Here is a 16712-nt window from a genome sequence, read left to right on the forward strand (position 1 = left end):
GTGAAGCGCGTCTCCGAGCAGATCGCCGACTGGCTCGCCGCGCAGGGCGTGGAGCAGGTTTTCACCGTCACCGGCGGCGGCGCCATGTTCCTGAACCAGGCGCTGGGCGGGCATGACAAACTGCGCTGCACCTTCATGCACCACGAGCAGGCCTGCGCCATGGCCGCCGAGGGCTACGCCCGCATCACTGGCAAGCCGGCGGTGGTCATGCCGACCACCGGGCCGGGGGCGGTGAACGCGCTCAACGGCGTGTACGGTGCCTTCACCGACTCGATCCCGATGATCGTCCTCTCGGGCCAGATCAAGCGCGAGACCTGCATCGACTTCCAGGACCCGCGGCAAGTGCACGGCCTACGCCAGCTGGGCGACCAGGAGGGTCCGACCATCTCCATGGCCAGTCCGGTGTGCAAGCTCGCGAGGCTCGTGCGCTCGGCGCAAGACCTGCAAACCCTGCTGCCTCGGGCGTATGCCGAGGCCACGCGCGGGCGCCCCGGCCCGGTGTGGCTGGACATTCCGCTGGACATCCAGCAGTCCACCGAGGCGCTGCAGATCCCCGCGCCGCCCCCGCCTGCCGCCAAGCCCCCCGCGGACGCGCTGCGCGCCGCCTGCCGCTTCATCGCCGACAAGCTGCGCCAGGCGCACCGCCCGCTGATCCTGGGTGGCACCGGCGTGCGACTCTCGCACACCGAAGGCCGCCTGCTGGCGCTGGTCGAACGCCACGGCATCCCGCTGGCCACGGCCTGGACGCACGACCTCATCGCCTCCGACCACCCGCTGTTCGCCGGCCGCCCCGGCACCATCGGCACGCGCGCGGGCAACTTCTGCCTGCAGGCGGCCGATTGCGTGCTGGTGCTGGGCTCGCGCCTGAACATCCGCCAGACCAGCTACAACTGGCAGGCCTTCGCCAAGAACGCCTGGCTGGCCCAGGTCGACATCGACGAGGCCGAGCTGCGCAAACCCACGCTGCAACCCGATCTGGGGGTGGCCGCCGACCTGAATGATTTTCTGGACGCGCTGGAACAAGAGCTCGCCGCCACCGCGCTGCCCGGCTACCAGCCCTGGGTGCGGTGGTGCCAGGACGTGGGCCGGCGCTACAACGCCGCCGCCGAGCACCAGCAGCGCCCCGGCCAGCCGCTCAACCCCTACGTGATGGTCAGCCGCATCTTCGAGCAGCTGCGGCCCGACGACATCGTCGTCTGCGGCAACGCCTCGGCCTGCATCCTGCCCTTCCAGATGGGCGCGCTGCAAAAAGACCAGCGCCTGTTCAGCAACTCGGGTGCGGCATCGATGGGCTACGACCTGCCCGCCGCGCTGGGCGCCGCGACCGCTGCCGCAGGGCGCGCGCGGCGCGTGATCTGCTTTGCCGGCGACGGCAGCCTGCAGATGAACATCCAGGAGCTGCAAACGCTCAAGACCACGGGGCTGAACCTGATCGTCGTGGTGCTCAACAACCGCGGCTACCTGTCAATCTGGCAGACGCACCAGAACTTTTTTGGCCGTGTCATCGGCGCTACGCCGGCGTCGGGCGTCGATTTCCCCGACTTCACCGCCGTGGCCCGCGCCTACGGCCTACGCGCTGAAACCATCGCCACCGAAGCCGATCTGCCCCGGCTGGACGCCCTGCTGCACGGCAATGGCCCGCTCTTGATCGACCTGCACGTTGACCCCGAGCAGGAATTCGCCCCGCGCATCAAGTCGCGCGTGGACGGGCAAGGCCAGTTCGTCACGCCCGAGCTCGACGACATGCACCCCTTCCTGGACCCGGCCGAGGTGGCCGGGGTGCGGAATCAGGCGTTGGCACTGCGCGCCCTGCGGCCGTCAAATGGATGATGGATTGAGATGCTTCTATGAACCAGATGCAGGATTTTCAAACCAATGGTTTCCACTTGGAAAAGCAAGCGTTCCAAGCTTCAGCCGTCGATTCGATACGCGATGAGCTCCTGAAAGTAGGGAATGTCTTGGGCGCTGCGGGGGAGTTTCAGGATTTGGACGCGCTGTGGAATTTCCACAGGGAAAGCGACAGGAGCCGTGCTTCCGCCCTCTACAACGGGTTCAAATACCTGGCATCCATCCAGCGGCTGGCTTCGTCCGAGGCGATGCATCGGTACTTGGACACGGTCTGCGGGATTCAATTCCCTGCGCTTGTCGACGTCAATTGCCGGATTGATTCTTCGGGCGAAGAAAAATACCTGTTCGGTTGGCACCAGGATTATTGGTTTTCTATTTGCTCGCCGTGTGCCGTGGTGGTCTGGGTTCCCATCATGCCCTTGACTCCAGACCTGGGAGGGTTGCAGGTCATCAGCAATGCCCATACCGGCGGCCGTCTGTTCAAGACGAAAACCAGCGGCAACTACCACTCCTATGCGGATGCGGTGGTGCTTGATGAAAAAATTCCAGCGGTTCCCGTGGTCGATGTCAACGAGATGAATCCAGGGGACATGTTGTTCTTTGCCTTCAATGTGTTGCACAAGTCCGTCCCCGTTCAATCGACCCGTCGGTCGAGGTTCACGGTCCAGCTCCGGTTCGCGGATTTCATGGATCCTGGTTTCATCAGCGAAAAATTCCGGCCGGGAACCATCAACTCCACAACCATCGATTATGTAAAAAGGGGAATGCCATGAGTGTTTGGGGTTTGACGAAATTCGATGCGCCGCTAGAGCAGATGTATGGCGTTCATTCGGAAAAAGACAAGGCGTATTGGGAAAAATTCGAGGCGATACAGCAGCGCTATCCGCATTCCGACCTGCACAAGCTGACCCATTGGCCTGCCTATACCAAGCGCATCTTGATGACGCGCTATCTGGCGCACTATGAACTGTTCAAGCTGACCCAGGAGCTGCCCGGCAGCATCGTCGAGCTCGGGGTGTCGCGGGGGATTTCTTTTTTCTCATTCCACAAGTTCCTGGAAATCTTTTGCCCGACGGATACGTCCAAGAAGGTCTATGGTTTTGACTCCTTCGAAGGACTTGCCGATTTCACGCAGGAAGATGGTATTTCGCAGGCGGATCTGGCGAGTGACAAAAAGGTCGGCGGATGGTCGGCGCAGGCCGTGGAGGGGGAGGTCTTCGAGCTGTGCGCATTGGCCAACCAGGACAACATTCTTGCGCGGGAGCGGTCGAGGCTGATCAAGGGCCGCGTGCAGGACACGCTGGAGCCTTTCTTGGAGCAGACGCCGGGACTGCGGATCAATCTGCTGCATTTCGACCTGGATTTGTACGAGCCGACCTATTACACGCTGAATACCTTGTGGGATCTGGTGGTTCCGGGGGGCGTCGTCGTTTTTGACGAATATGGCCTCCCGCCGTGGGGCGGCGAAGCCACGGCCTTCGACAAATTCCGTTCCGAGCGCAAGCTGAACCTCCGGCTCCAGAAGTTCAACTGGTGCCTGACGCCGACGGCGTACTGCATCAAGGACTGATGGAGCTACTGCTCGCCGGCGGCACCGGCTTCTTCGGCAAGGCGCTGCTGCGGCATTGGCAGGCGGCGCATAGCCGTGGTGATGCGGCGCTGGCCGTCACCGTCCTGAGCCGCGACCCTGGGGCCTTCTTGCGCCAGCACCCGGAATTCGCGGAGCTATCCTGGCTGCGCTTCCATGCGGGCGACATCCTGGTGCCTGCCAGCCTGCCCGCAGGCGCACGGTTCACGCACCTGCTGCATGCGGCGGCCGATTCGACCCTGGGGCCGCAACTGACGCCGCTGCAGCGCACCACGCAAATCGTCGACGGCACGCGTCACCTGCTCGATTACGCGGTGGCACAGCGGATTCCTCGTTTTCTGCTCGTCAGCTCGGGCGGGGCCTACGGCCCGCAGCCACACGACATGGCGCGCATCCCCGAGGACTACCTCGGCATACCCGACCCGCTGGACGCGCAGAGCGCCTACGGCGTCGCCAAGCGCTGCGCCGAACACCTGTGCGCGCTGTATGCGCAGCAGCATGACATTGAGATAGTGATCGCGCGCTGCTTCGCCTTCGTCGGGCGCGATCTGCCTTTGGGGGCGCACTTCGCCATCGGCAACTTCATCCGCGATGCGCTGGCGGGTGGCCCCATCACCGTGCAGGGCGATGGCACGCCCGTGCGCTCCTACATGGACCAGCGCGACCTGGCGTGCTGGCTGGAGGCATTGCTGCAGCACGGCCGGGCGGGGCAGGCCTACAACGTGGGCTCGGACGAGGCCATCGACATCGCCGCGCTGGCCCACCGCGTGCGCGACCTGCTGGCGCCGGGCCAGCCGGTACGAATCGCGGCGGCGGCGACGCAAGGCCTGCGCCAGCGCTACGTCCCCACCATCGCCAAGGCGCGCGCCGAACTAGGGCTAGAGCTGCGCTACACGCTGGATGACGCGGTGCGCGAAACCGCGCGCTACGCTGTTCGCACCTTGAAAATCCACAAAAAATCGTGACCAAAGATTTACTTTCTACGCCACATCGTGAGCGCATTGCCACACAATGCATTTGTTGTGGTAGCTCAAATCTTCAAAAATCCCCCGCCATTCTCATGCCATTTGTGTCGCATCGGGCACTTGGCTGGCCGCCCGTAGCCATTGATGCTAGCTGGGGAATGCAAACTATCCCGCAAGGAATGGCTTATTGCATATGCAATACTCTCCATTGCTTGCAATGCGATTTGCTTTTTCTGGATATTCGATTTAGCGATTTGGAAATGGAGCGCTATTATAACGATTATCTTGGAAAGGAATATGAAGATTTACGAGAATTTTATGAGCCCGGCTTTCGCGATAGGAATAAATTATTAAAAGCACAGCACCATTTTTTGCATCTTGCTGAAGAGTTTATTATCCCTTATATCAATCCAAAAAACATATTGGACTGGGGCGGTGGCACCGGAATAAATACACCCTTTGCCAATAAAGGTGCGCATGTGGATATATTTGACATTGGAAATAGAGAGATCACGCATGGAGCACAAAATATCTCTAAAAATAAAATTCCATCATTAGCATATGATTTGATTGTTTGTCGCCATGTCCTTGAGCACGTACCTTATCCATCAGAGGTGTTAATTGAAATACGTAATGCTATGCATAACGAGGCAATATTGTATATTGAGTTGCCGCACGAGAGACTCATGGTTGAAAATCAATGCATATCCTCCTCGGAGAAAAAATATTGGCATGAGCATATTAATTTTTTCTCTATTTCTTCCATGCAATATTTGTTAAGTATATGCGGATTTAATATTATTAAAATTCAATCAACCTCTATTGAATTCAAGAAAGAATTAAATGGCAGCAATAAAATTATTCAAATAATTGCAAACAACCCAAAACACAAATCTTCTCTGCAGCCACCTGATTCCCAACATGTAAGCTCTGATGCCACTCACGCGTGATTGACGCAACATGGAGCAAGGAGACACATCGACGTGAACCTGCGCGACATCGTTTTCGACCTGGACGGCACCCTGATCGATTCGGCGCCTTCCATCCTCTCGTCCATGCAAGCCGCGTTCGATCAGGCCGGCATCGCGCCGCGCCTGCCGCTGACCGGCACGCTGATCGGCCCGCCGCTGGTTCAGACCTTGCGCGCGCTGCTGCCAAGGGGCACGTCGGGGCAGGCCCTGCCTGTGCTCGCCGAGAATTTCAAACGCCATTACGACGCCGTCGGTTACCGGCAGTTGCGCGTCTATCCCGGCGTGCCCGAGATGCTGCAAGCCCTGCGGCACCTGCCGCTGCGCCTGCACATAGCGACCAACAAGCGCATCCTGCCCGCGCTGCGCATCATCGAACACCTGCGTTGGGACAACTTCTTTTGCGGCGTACATGCGCTGGATTCCTACGCTCCCGCCTTGCAAGACAAAACTGCCTTGCTGCAGCGTCTGCGCCATGAGATGGGTACCGCCCCCGCACCACCCCTGTATGTTGGCGACCGCGCCGAAGATGCCAAGGCAGCTCAAGCAAGTGGCATGCCTTTTTTATGGGCGTCGTGGGGTTACGGCGGGGCCATCTGCCTGTCGCCATCCCGCAGCTTGAGCCGGCCAATGGACATGCTGCAAGCCTTGCGGGGTCCAGCTCAGACGGCAGGGTCTGATTGGCCGCCAGGATAGACACAAGGCTTCAAAAGCTGCTCTTGGGCCCCGATACCCGGGACAGCCGCCGGGTATCACCGAAGCGGCCGGGTACATGCACCGCTTGGATCAGGCCATGGCCTCGGTCGCGTAGCGCAAATAGGTCACGGCAAACTCCGTGTGGCCATTGGCGTGCTCCACTTCAGCCAGACAAGCCAAGGCCACGGGATCGTTGGGTACGGCACTCAACACCAGCTCTGCAAACTCGGTCACGCTGCGCCAGCGCGGTGCCATTTCACCCTTGGCACCTTCATGGTCTTTGCGGGTGCAACTCGCCAGGGCGCAAGTGACCAGTTGCTGCAATCGATCATGGGCCTCGTGCAGCGTCAGCTCGGTACCGTCCATCAGCCCTACACGAGGTACGGGTGCCGTCATCAGGGTGGGAGGGCAAGCTGCCTCCCAGGCAGCCACGGCGCGGTCTTGAGCAGGCACGTTGCCCGGGTGTTCACGCTCCGCCTGCCAGCGCAGCCACATGGTGCGCAAGGCTTGGGCAAAGTTCGGGCACGCAATATCGTCGCGCATCAGAGGGGATTGCTCGATTTCGCGACGCAAACCCTGGCGCAGGGCATTGAGTTGCTCGATATCCGCGGCCAAGCCCATGGCGATGGCCAGATACTCATCCTTGTCTGCGGCCAGCCACTCCTTGCGGCCCAGGTAGGTCAACACCTCGGTGCTCATGCGCGAGGGCGAGCTGGTGCCCTCCATGGACACCAGAGGCACCGCCATCCAGAGCGTATCCAGCGTGGTGGTACCACCCGTAAGCGGGAAGGGGTCCAGGGCAATGTCGATGTCGTGGTAGGCGAGGTATTGCCGGTCGGTATCCAGGGGAAGGAGCACGAGCCGTTTGGCGTCAATGCCAAGCCTGGCGCAGCGCGCCTCGTACTCCCCGGCAAACTCTGGTTTCTCGAACCCCTTGCCTTCGATCAGCAGGTGCGCCGCAGGCATGCGCCGCAGCAGCTCTCCCCACAGCGCCAGCACCTCGTCGGTCAGCTTGCCCAGGTTGTTGCATGAGCCGTAAGTGACAAACCCCTTGCGCAATGCCGGCGTGGGTTGCACGGCGTAGCGCGGCTGATAGCGCCAAAGCGGATTGCGGCTGTGCGCCCGATAGGTGGCCGCGAAGCCCCGCGCGCGAAAGAGCCGCTCGGTGAACAGATGCTCCACCCCCGGCGGATTGATGACCTCGTCCGTCAGGTAATAGTCGATGGCGGTCAGGCCGGTGGTGGCCACGAACCCCACCCAGGTAGCCTGCACCGGCGCGGGCTTGCGCGCCAGGGTGAGCAGCGAATGGTGCCCGGTGTGACCACTCATGTCGACCAGGATGTCGATCGCATGGCGGCGTATGGTCAGGGCGCGCTGCTCTTCGTCCTGGTCATGCAGGCGGATGAAGTGGTCCACGTGGCAACGCACCCGTTCGGTCACGTTGTCGTCCTGCGGGTAGGTGTAGAACCCGTACACCTCGAACTGGCGACGGTCCAGCTGCGCCAGGATGCCCTCGGCAAAACACATCACCGCATGCTTGCGAAAGTCCGGCGAGATGAAGCCCACCTTCAGTCTGCGCCAAGGATCGCCGCGGCGCTCTTCGTAGCTGGGCCAGTGGGGCTTGAACTGCGGCTCGAACGTATTGCCGAATTCCCTGGCGGCAGCGGTCAGCGCCTGCGGGCTGGTCTCGGGGTCCGCCAGCATGAAGAGCAGGCGGTTGGAATGGTTGGCGGCGAACTGGGGCGCCAGGGCGATGGCTTCGGTACAGTCCTGCACCGCCTCGCGTATCTGCCCCAGTTCCCGCCGATGTATGGCGCGCTGTGTCAGGGCGTTGACGCGTTCCAAGTCGTCGCCAGCGCACCTCAGTGCGTGTTCACTCGCCTCATATCCCCTCTGGTGCAGATTGATGGGATAGCAGCACTGGGCCAGCTTCATCCAGCAGATGCTGCGCTCGGGGCGCAGTCGCACCACCCCTTCCAGCAGGGGCAGAGCCTCTCGTGGCCTCTCCTGGCCGACCAGCAGGTTGGCATAGTTGATCAGCAGCTCCGCATCGTGCGGATACAGGATGGCGGCCCTGCCGAAAGCCTGCAGGGCTGCATCGACTTCACCTTTTTGTCCCAGCGCAAAGCCCAGCAGGCGGTGGGCCATCTGGTGGCGACCATTCTTGCGCAGGGCCTGACGGCAAAGGCGGATGAGCAAGGGCCAGTCGCCGCCGGCCCGGGCCGCCTGCAGTCGCTCTGCCATGGGGTCGTGGTGGTGTTGCTTCATGGTGGCAGTCTTCACGCCGGGCGCGGGCCACACTGGCGCCGCCGCGCCATGGTAGTGCACCGGGTGCGGGTTTCAGACCCGGAGTGGCGCAGCGCGGCGCCCTACTTCAGCAGCGCCAGCACGCCCTGCGGGATCTGGTTGGCTTGCGCCACCATGGCGGTGCCGGCCTGCTGCAGGATCTGGGTGCGCGTCAGGTTGGCGGTTTCCGCCGCAAAGTCCGCGTCCAGGATGCGCGAACGCGATGCCGACATGTTTTCCGACGTGATGTTCAGGCTGGCGATGCTGGTTTCGAAGCGCGACTGGAGGGCGCCGAGCTTGGCGCGCTCCCCGGCGATGTAGGACAAGGCCGAATCGACGGTCTTGAGCGAATGGGTGGCCTTGGAGAAGTCCGTGATGTCCAGCTCGGAGACCTTCTTGAGGTCCGAATTGAGCGTACCCGTGCCGGCGCCATCCAGCACGCTGGTGGTCGTGGACGCCGCGCTGAAAGACTTGTCCGAATCCAGAGTGATGTAGCCGCTGACCGCAACCGCCACCGCGCCGGCGTTGGTTGCCATGGTCTGCGGCGTACCCAGGACGGCGGTGCCGCCGCTGCCGTCTCCCACCATCTTGGTGACGGAGACGATGCCCGCGTTGTCCGAGGACGTGTGCCCGACCGCAATCGTGTTGCCGGTGGCATTGGTCAGCACGATGGCCGACGCATCCTTGTTCAGGGAGGCGATCACCCCGGTTTTCGAGGATTGCTCGTTGATGGCCTGCACGGCGGCGGACAAGCCCTCGGAGCCGGTCGGCGAGGTGAGCGAAAACGAAATGGTCTTGAGGTCGGGCGTATTGTCCGACTCCAGCGTGATGGCGTAGGAGCCCGCGGTGTCGAAAGCCAGCTGCGCTTCGGTGCGCGCCGTGGCGCTCACACCGGTCAGTTGCGTCTGCTGGTTGATGTCGCGCGCCACGTCCTTGGCGTGCGCTCCCGTGGCCACGGCGATGGTCTCACTGCTGCCCAGGGCGCCGTTGATGACCAGTGAGCCAGCGGCCACGCCGTTGGAACCATAAGCGCTTGCCGCCGCTATGGCTGCCTGTGCCCCGGTACCGCCGGCGGCCGTACCCGACACCTGGTTGTTGCCGTAGACATTGGTGCGCAGGTTGGCCGTGGCCGCCACGATGGTCTGGTTGGCGTTGGCGCCCACCTGGAATTGCGACGTGCCGAAACTGCCGTCCAGCAGCTTCTGGCCATTGAATTCGGTGGTTTGCGCCACGCGGTCCAGTTCGGCCACCAGCTGGTTCACTTCCTGCTGCAGCGCCTGGCGGTCGCTGATTGAGTTGGACGCATTGGCCGACTGCACCGCCAGTTCACGCACCCGCTGCAAGATGTCTCCCGCTGCCTTCATCGCGCCTTCCGCCACCTGCGCCAGCGAAATGCCGTCGTTGGCGTTGCGCGCCGCCTGGTTCAGACCGCGGATCTGGCTGGTGAAGCGCTCGGAAATGGCCATGCCGGCCGCATCGTCCTTGGCGCTGTTGATGCGCAAGCCCGACGACAGGCGCTCGATGGATGTGTTGAGTGACCCCTGGCTGATGCCCAGATTGCGCTGCGCTGTCAGTGAAGCCACATTGGTATTGATGGTCGCGGCCATGGCTCATGCTCCTGATGGCTGAGGGCTGTACGTCCGCACTGGGTGGCCAACACACCGTCCGGCAGACAAGACGGGAAGATGGGCAGATTGTGAAAATTCCAGCGCGCTGCAGTCGCCGGATAAGCCGGGCAAACCACGGGCAGCTTGCAAATTCAGGCCTAAAGTTCCACGCCGGCCGGTCGAAATAGCTTGCAACGGGGCGTAACACCTCCGCCGCCACCAGAAGGCCCCTCCGGGCACTGTGGGCTGGGCCATTCAGCCATGGGCCCACATGGCGACACCGCCATATTCATCAGCTTCCTTGAAGGAGAATTTGCAATGGCCGCCACTATCAACACCAACGTCGCCTCGCTGACCGCCCAGCGCAACCTGGGTCTGAGCCAGAGTTCGCTCAATACCTCCATCCAGCGCCTGTCGTCGGGCCTGCGCATCAACAGCGCCAAGGACGATGCGGCCGGCATGGCCATTTCCGAGCGCTTCACCAGCCAGATCCGCGGCCTGAACCAGGCGGCGCGCAACGCCAACGACGGCATTTCGCTGGCGCAGACCGCTGAAGGCGCGATGAAGGCCGCCGGCGACATGCTGCAGCGCATCCGCGAGCTGGCCGTGCAGTCTGCCAACGCCTCCAACAGTGCATCTGACCGCCAGGCGCTGCAGCAGGAAGTGAATCAGCTGGTATCCGAACTGGACCGCGTGGCGCAAACCACCGAATTCAACGGGCAAAAGCTGCTCGATGGCAACTTCGGCACCCAGCGGTTCCAGGTGGGCGCCAACGCCAACCAGACCATCGTGGCGGCCACGGCCAACCTGCGCACCAATGTCTACGGCAACAACCAGGTGTCGGGCACGGCCGCCGGCGGTGTAGCCGCCCAAGCCGCCGCCACTGCTGCCAACGCCTATAGCTCCAACGGCGTGGTGGGTGGCACGATTGCCATCAACGGCGCGCTTGGAAGCGCGGATGTCAACGTGGCCTCGGCGGCACACGCCAAGGACGTGGCCCAGGCCATCAATCAGCAGACCCAGTCGACGGGGGTTACTGCCACAGCTCGCACGGCCGTGGAACTGACTTTCAGTTCCGCTGGTTCCTACGCGATGACGCTGGAGACCGGCACCAACAAGGGCGATGCCAAGACCATCTCCTTCTCGCTGACGGCCACCCAGGGCGCCGAAGGCCTGTCCGCCGCCGTTCAGGCCATCAACGAGCAGTCTTCCAAGACCGGAGTCATCGCCGCGCTCAATGCGGACGCTACGGCCATCGTGCTGACCAATGAGACCGGTGACACGATCGCAGTGGGCAAGACCGCCGCAGTCAATGCAGGCAACATCGGGGCCACGAAGATGGCCAGCGATGGCAGCGGTGGGCTCGATGCCGCTGGCTCCGCCCAGACGCTGACCGGGACCGGCACTACAGCGGTGGCGGTGGCTGTCAGCGGCTACATCATGCTGGATTCGGACAAATCCTTCAGCATCGATTCGACCACGACCAACGTGATTGCCACCGGCGTGCAGAACTCGGACCTGAAGAAGGTCTCCGACCTGGACATCACCGACTTCGACAAGGCTACGCACTCCCTCAAGACCGTGGACTCGGCCCTGTCCTACATCGCCGGTGAACGCGCCAAGCTCGGCGCCCTGCAGTCGCGCTTCGAGACCTCGATCGCCGCGCTGCAGGTCACGTCCGAGAACATGTCCGCCTCCCGCGGGCGCATTCTGGACGCCGACTTCGCGGCGGAGACCGCCAACCTGTCGCGCACCCAGATCCTGCAGCAGGCCGGTACCGCCATGGTGGCGCAGGCCAACCAGTTGCCGCAAGGCGTACTGGCCCTGCTGCGCTGAGACAGCGCGGGGGCGAGGGGCGGGGTGGCCGTTTGAAACGGCGCCCGGCCCTCTCCCCGGAGAGCGTTTGATGCAATGCGGCAGGGGCCACGGGGCTCCGGCCGCATTGGCGCATTCCGGCGCAGGTGGGGCAAAGTAGCGCAGATGCACCGGGCTTTTCCCGGACACGTGCGCACCCGCTGGTTTGATAATGTCCGCTTGCTCGGCGGGCGCAAGTGCAGGGAGGCGGAAATGGCCAGTTTTTCATCCATCGGGGTCGGCCTGGGCGGCAACGTCGATGTCAATGGGCTGATTCAGGCGTCGGTGGACGCGGTCAAGCTGCCGATCACGCGCGCCAACGGCCTGAACGACCAGAACAAGCTCGCCGAAGCCAGGATTTCCACCTTCGGCCAATTGCAGTCGCTGGTGTCGTCGCTGCAACTGGCCGCAGGCAGGCTGGCCAGCGTGACCGGCTGGAATGCGGTGGCGGCCACCTCATCCAACGACAAGGCCATCACCGCCACCGCCATCGGCGGCACCGTGGAAACCACCTTCAGCGTGGAGGTGAGCCAGCTGGCCAAGGCCCAGGTGTCCACCTCGGCCTCCCTTGCCGGCAACCAGGCGGTGGGCGCGGGTTCACTCACGCTTGAGATCGGGCGCTGGGACGGCGGCAGTTTCACGGCCGGCGACACGGCCGCGGTGAACATCGAGATCGGCGCCACCGACACGCTGTCGGACATCGCCGGCAAGATCAATGGTGCCAACGCCGGCGTCACCGCCACCATCGTGACGGACGTGACCGGCCAGCGCCTGATGTTGCGCAGCAAGACCACGGGCGAGGACGCGGGCTTTCGCATGTCGGTGACCGATGCCGATGGCGACATGGACGACGGCGCCGGCCTTTCCCGCCTGGCCAACGGGCTCTCCAGCGACCCCGGCGCGAATGCGGGCGCCAATGCCATGGCCCGGATCAACGGGCTGTTTGACGTCAGCTCCAGCACCAACACCTTCGAAAACGCCATTGCCGGCGTCACCTTCAAGGTGACCGAGCTGACCACGGCACCCGTCGAAATCACGGTGAGCAAGGACGCACAGGCCGTCAAGAAGAACATCGAGGACTTCGTGGTGGCCTACAACGCCGCCAACCAGGCGCTCAATGACCTGACCAAATTCGACAGCGCCACGGGCAAGGGCGGCCTGCTGCAGGGTGACTCTGCCGCCGTGACGCTGCAGAACCAGCTGCGCAACGTGGTGCAATCCATCTCCAGCAGCACCGGGCCCTACAAGACGCTGTCGAGCATAGGCCTGGGCATGATCCAGGGTGGCGACCTGTCCATCGACAATGCCAAACTCGACGAAGCGCTCAAGAACCCGGACGCGGTCAAGGCCTTGTTCATCGGCGCCGACGGCAGCGCGGCAACAGTGGACGGCGTGGCCGAGAAGATCAAGGCGGCGACGGCGCAGCTGCTCGATACCAACGGCTTCTTCGCCTCCAAGGACAAACAGCTCAAGGCCACCATGGAGCGCAACGCCAAGGAGATCGCCCGGATCAACGACCGGGCCGACAGCACCGAGGCGCTGCTCAAGGCGCGCTACACCGCGCTGGACACGCAGATGAGCAAGCTCAACGCGCTCAACGCCTATATCGCGCAGCAGGTGGAAACCTGGAACAAGCAGAAGATGTGAGGGCGGGCTTCAGTTTCCCGGCCAGTTGCCGATATCAGGCCTAGAAGACAGCCACAGGACAGCCGCCATGCTCACCGCCTTCCCTCCCCGCGCCGCTTCCGCCTACCAGCGCATCAACGTCGAAACCAGCATGCACACCATGGACCAGCACCAGCTGGTCAGCCTGCTGCTGGACGGCGTGCTGGGCGCGGTGGCCGCCGCCCGGGGCGCGCTGGCGCGCCAGGACGTGCCGGCAAAATGCGCGAGCATCGGCAAGGCGGTGCGCATCGTTGAAGAAGGGCTGATGACGGCACTGGACACCGACAACGGTGGCGAGATCGCCGCCAACCTGCAAACCGTCTACGACTATGCGCTGCGTCGCCTGCTGGAGGCCAACGTCAAGAACGACGACGCCATGCTGGCGGAAGTGGCGCGCCTGATCGAACCCATCGCCCAGGGTTGGAAGGCCATGAAGCAGCCGTCGGCCGCCAACCACGAAAGCATGGCAGCCGGGGCAGCGCCGCACGCCATCCACCATCCCATGGTCGCCAACGCCTGAACACGCCATGCCCGAAACGCTCATCGACTACTACAAGGCCATCGAGGAAAGCAGCCAGCGCATGCTGCAGGCAGCCCAGGTGGAAAACTGGGACGAGGTGGTGCGCTGCGAAAGCACCTGCTCGGTGCTGATCGAGCAATTGCGCTACCACGCCCAGACGCAAAAACTCGCGCCCGCGCACCGCCGCGAAAAAAGCCGGATCATGCAGCGCATCCTGCGCAACGACGCGCAGATCCGCCTGCTGGCCGAGCCCTGGCTCGCGCGCTTCGACGGCCTGATGGATCAGCAAGCCCAGACCGTGCATTGAAGCAGGCTGAGCCCGGGCGTGGGCCACGCACCGGCCTACTCCTGCACCTCCATTTGTTCGAACACGGTGTTGCTGCCTATGGGCAGCAGCTCTATCGTGGCGACCAGACCCGGCACGGCCGCCATCAGTTCGGCTTCGACCGTGGCGCGCTCCGTGGCCGCGCGCCCCAGCGTCCAGTGGGCAGGCACGTGCATGTGCAACTGCACAAAGCTGCGGCTGCCCGCGCGCCGGGAGTTCAGGCTGTCAAAGTACACCACCCGCCCGCTGGCCTGGGCGTAGCGCTGCAGCAGCGCGTCGATGCGTTCGAGCTTGCCCGGCGCGAGCGCCTTGTCCATCAACCCTTGCGAGGCCTGCCAGACCAGCGCGCCGCCCTCTTTCAGGATGTTCAGCGCCACCAGCAGCGCCACCACCGGGTCCAGCCAATGCCAGCCGGTGGCGCCTGCGGCAAACAGGCCAACGACCACGCCACCCGAGGTCCACACGTCGGTGATCAGATGGCGCGCATCACCCTCCAGCGCCACCGAGCGGCGCGTGCGCGCCGCGCGCAGCATGCCCCAGGCCAGCAGCCCGTTGAAGACCGAGCTGAGCACCGCCAGGCCCACCCCCCAGGAAAGCTGTTGCAACGGCTGCGGATGCAGCAGGCGCAGCACCGCTGCCCAGAGGATGGCAATGGCCGCCCCCACGACCAGGATCCCCTCGAAACCCGATGAAAAATACTCCGCCTTGTGGTGGCCGAAGGGGTGGTCTTCATCCGCCGGCCGCGAGGCCACCGTGACCATGGCCAGCGCAAACACCGCCCCTGCCAGATTGACGAAGGACTCCAGCGCGTCGGACAACAGCCCGACGGAATCGGTCACCCACCAGGCCAGCGTCTTGAGCACGATGGTGAGCACCGCCACCGCGATGGACACCAGCAGCCAGTGGCGCGGGGCCATGCGGGCGAGCAGGGAGGAAGCAGGTATCAGCATGCAATGCGAAAAACGGAGTTTCTGGCGCCCTCGTGCATGAAGCCAGGGGCGAATCCGCACACAGCCTTCGCGGCGGTGGCGACGCGGGACACTAGCACGCTTGCCATCGCCCCGCAGGGCCTGTTGGCAAGCGGGCGCAGCCGCCGCTAGGGCCGCCGCTTCCAGCCCGGGATGATCACGTCCTTGAAAAACCGCTGGTCAAGCAGCAGCCACACCAGCACCGGCGCCAGCGTAGGCAGCACCAGCACGCCCAGCTGGTAGCCGTAGACGATTAGTTCGAGCTGCCACGGGTCGATGAACAGCAGCCGCGCCTGGTACTGCGCCGCGCCCGCAAGCTGCATCCACAAATACATCACCAGGCTGAAAACCTGCGCCGGCAACAGCAACAGATAACCCAGCAGCGCCCGCCCCAGGCGCCCCGGCGTGCGGTGCGTCAGCCAGGCGGCCAGCAACAGCGCCAGGAAGATCGGCAGGCCATAGGCATAGCGGCCGGGGTCGGCCTCCAGCACCACGTCGCCCAGGCGCCCGGACTGCGGATCCCGCACGCTCACCGCCGTATCCACCTCTATGCTGCCGGGCGCCTTGTGCACGCTGCGCACCCACATCGGCGCGCCCTGTTCCAGCACCACGTGCGACAACGCCGCCACCGGATAGGACAGCCAGGGTGAGGCTTTGGACCAGGCCAGCGTCAGCACCACGATGGCCGCGGCCGCAATCAAGGCAAAGCGCAGCAGCACGGGGCCAGGTCGGGGTGGCGCGGCGGCGGTCATGCGCGGGCGTGGGGCAGCGACAGGTCGGGCGAATGGCTGACCACACCCTGACCGCGCGGCGCTGCCGGGCGCGGGGGCGACGGCGGCGCCGCGGGTGGCTCGTTGGGCGGCTCGTTGGGCGGCGGACCGTCGCCTTCCTGCGCCCCGGCGCGCGTGGTGGTGCGCACCCACAGCAACCAGACCACGAGCACGTCCAGCATGATCAGCGCCTGCCACAGAAACTCGTGCGCGAAGTTGAAGGCCGCGGTGTTCCATTGCCCGATGTAGAACAGGCTGATCACGCGCACCACGTTCAGCGCCTGCACCGCCACGCTGCCGATCAGCAGGCCGCGCAGCTTGCTGCGCCAGGGCGCGGGAAACGCCAGGATGGCCGCAGCCAGCACGATGCAGGCCTCGATGCCGTTGCAGCCGGGCTCGATCGACACGCCAAACCCCGTGGCGGTATTCCACAACACCTTGCCCTGCGCGGCCGCGCTGGCGTCAAACCAGGTAACCAGCCCCGCGCTGATGCGCGCCAGCAGCGCCGTCCAGGGCAGCACCGCATGCTGCTGCACCCAGTTGAGCATGTTCACGCCAAACAGCGAGAGCTGGATGCCGAGAAAGAGCAGGAAGAAGCGCAGCATGGGCGTATTCTGGCCGATGAAATGAGAACGGCAGGCCCCGCAAGGTC

Annotated in this window: 15 protein-coding genes; 10 read left to right on the forward strand and 5 right to left on the reverse strand. The window is 63.8% G+C overall.

Annotated elements, in window-relative coordinates; translation table 11 throughout:
- Genes FOZ74_RS05945 through FOZ74_RS05970 form a run of 6 tightly spaced genes read left to right on the forward strand, consistent with a single transcriptional unit; the run spans position 1 to position 6065 of the window.
- A complete protein-coding gene (locus FOZ74_RS05945) occupies positions 1-1830 on the forward strand; it encodes a thiamine pyrophosphate-binding protein (RefSeq protein ID WP_146912205.1) in 1830 nt (609 codons plus the stop codon).
- A gap of 17 nt (positions 1831-1847) precedes the next feature.
- On the forward strand, positions 1848-2621 hold the full coding sequence (locus FOZ74_RS05950) for a phytanoyl-CoA dioxygenase family protein (protein WP_146912206.1): 774 nt from the start codon (positions 1848-1850) through the stop codon (positions 2619-2621).
- Positions 2618-3418, forward strand: coding sequence for a TylF/MycF/NovP-related O-methyltransferase (locus FOZ74_RS05955; RefSeq protein WP_146912207.1), 801 nt, complete (start codon positions 2618-2620; stop codon positions 3416-3418). Before FOZ74_RS05950 ends, FOZ74_RS05955 begins: the two co-directional genes overlap by 4 nt.
- Positions 3382-4401, forward strand: a complete 1020-nt coding sequence (locus tag FOZ74_RS05960) for an NAD-dependent epimerase/dehydratase family protein (protein WP_255437804.1) — start codon at positions 3382-3384, stop codon at positions 4399-4401. The genes FOZ74_RS05955 and FOZ74_RS05960 overlap by 37 nt, the downstream gene beginning before the upstream one ends.
- Entirely contained in the window at positions 4398-5351 is a 954-nt protein-coding gene (locus FOZ74_RS05965; RefSeq protein WP_146912208.1) for a class I SAM-dependent methyltransferase, read from the forward strand. The genes FOZ74_RS05960 and FOZ74_RS05965 overlap by 4 nt, the downstream gene beginning before the upstream one ends.
- Before the next feature lie 33 nt (positions 5352-5384).
- The gene (locus FOZ74_RS05970; protein ID WP_186764664.1) at positions 5385-6065 is read left to right on the forward strand and encodes an HAD family hydrolase; all 681 of its coding nucleotides are present in this window, start codon (positions 5385-5387) and stop codon (positions 6063-6065) included.
- Positions 6066-6155: 90 nt separating this feature from the next.
- Here the strand turns inward: FOZ74_RS05970 and FOZ74_RS05975 are convergent, their stop codons facing one another.
- Together FOZ74_RS05975 and FOZ74_RS05980 are read right to left on the reverse strand one after the other, a co-directional pair.
- Positions 6156-8333 carry an O-linked N-acetylglucosamine transferase, SPINDLY family protein gene (locus FOZ74_RS05975; protein ID WP_255437805.1) on the reverse strand — a complete coding sequence of 726 codons (2178 nt, stop codon included), beginning with the start codon at positions 8331-8333 and terminating at the stop codon, positions 6156-6158.
- A gap of 101 nt (positions 8334-8434) precedes the next feature.
- The gene (locus FOZ74_RS05980; protein WP_146912210.1) at positions 8435-9958 is read right to left on the reverse strand and encodes a flagellin N-terminal helical domain-containing protein; all 1524 of its coding nucleotides are present in this window, start codon (positions 9956-9958) and stop codon (positions 8435-8437) included.
- Between the two features lie 318 nt (positions 9959-10276).
- Here FOZ74_RS05980 and FOZ74_RS16460 point away from each other — a divergent pair, with 318 nt between their 5' ends.
- The 4 genes from FOZ74_RS16460 (at position 10277) to FOZ74_RS06000 (ending at position 14304) form a co-directional block, all read left to right on the forward strand.
- Entirely contained in the window at positions 10277-11794 is a 1518-nt protein-coding gene (locus tag FOZ74_RS16460) for a flagellin N-terminal helical domain-containing protein (protein WP_146912211.1), read from the forward strand.
- Between the two features lie 231 nt (positions 11795-12025).
- Positions 12026-13459 (forward strand): flagellar filament capping protein FliD, encoded by a 1434-nt coding sequence (gene fliD, locus FOZ74_RS05990; RefSeq protein ID WP_146912212.1) that lies wholly within the window; start codon positions 12026-12028, stop codon positions 13457-13459.
- A 67-nt stretch (positions 13460-13526) separates the two neighbouring features.
- Positions 13527-13997 carry a flagellar export chaperone FliS gene (gene fliS / locus FOZ74_RS05995; protein WP_146912213.1) on the forward strand — a complete coding sequence of 157 codons (471 nt, stop codon included), beginning with the start codon at positions 13527-13529 and terminating at the stop codon, positions 13995-13997.
- 7 nt (positions 13998-14004) lie between these two features.
- Positions 14005-14304, forward strand: coding sequence for a flagellar protein FliT (locus tag FOZ74_RS06000; RefSeq protein ID WP_146912214.1), 300 nt, complete (start codon positions 14005-14007; stop codon positions 14302-14304).
- Between the two features lie 35 nt (positions 14305-14339).
- Here FOZ74_RS06000 and FOZ74_RS06005 read toward each other — a convergent pair whose 3' ends face one another.
- The 3 genes from FOZ74_RS06005 to xrtH form a co-directional block, all read right to left on the reverse strand.
- Positions 14340-15272: a cation diffusion facilitator family transporter gene (locus tag FOZ74_RS06005; RefSeq protein ID WP_255437806.1), complete on the reverse strand. Its 933-nt coding sequence runs from the start codon at positions 15270-15272 to the stop codon at positions 14340-14342.
- Positions 15273-15418: 146 nt separating this feature from the next.
- Complete coding sequence (locus tag FOZ74_RS06010; RefSeq protein ID WP_255437807.1) at positions 15419-16042, reverse strand: exosortase H-associated membrane protein; 624 nt, start codon at positions 16040-16042, stop codon at positions 15419-15421.
- Positions 16039-16665, reverse strand: coding sequence for an exosortase H (gene xrtH, locus FOZ74_RS06015; protein ID WP_146912215.1), 627 nt, complete (start codon positions 16663-16665; stop codon positions 16039-16041). The genes FOZ74_RS06010 and xrtH overlap by 4 nt, the downstream gene beginning before the upstream one ends.
- Positions 16666-16712 lie beyond the last annotated feature (47 nt).

This window comes from Comamonas flocculans, assembly GCF_007954405.1.
In the GTDB taxonomy this organism is placed as follows: Bacteria; Pseudomonadota; Gammaproteobacteria; order Burkholderiales; family Burkholderiaceae_C; genus Comamonas_C; species Comamonas_C flocculans.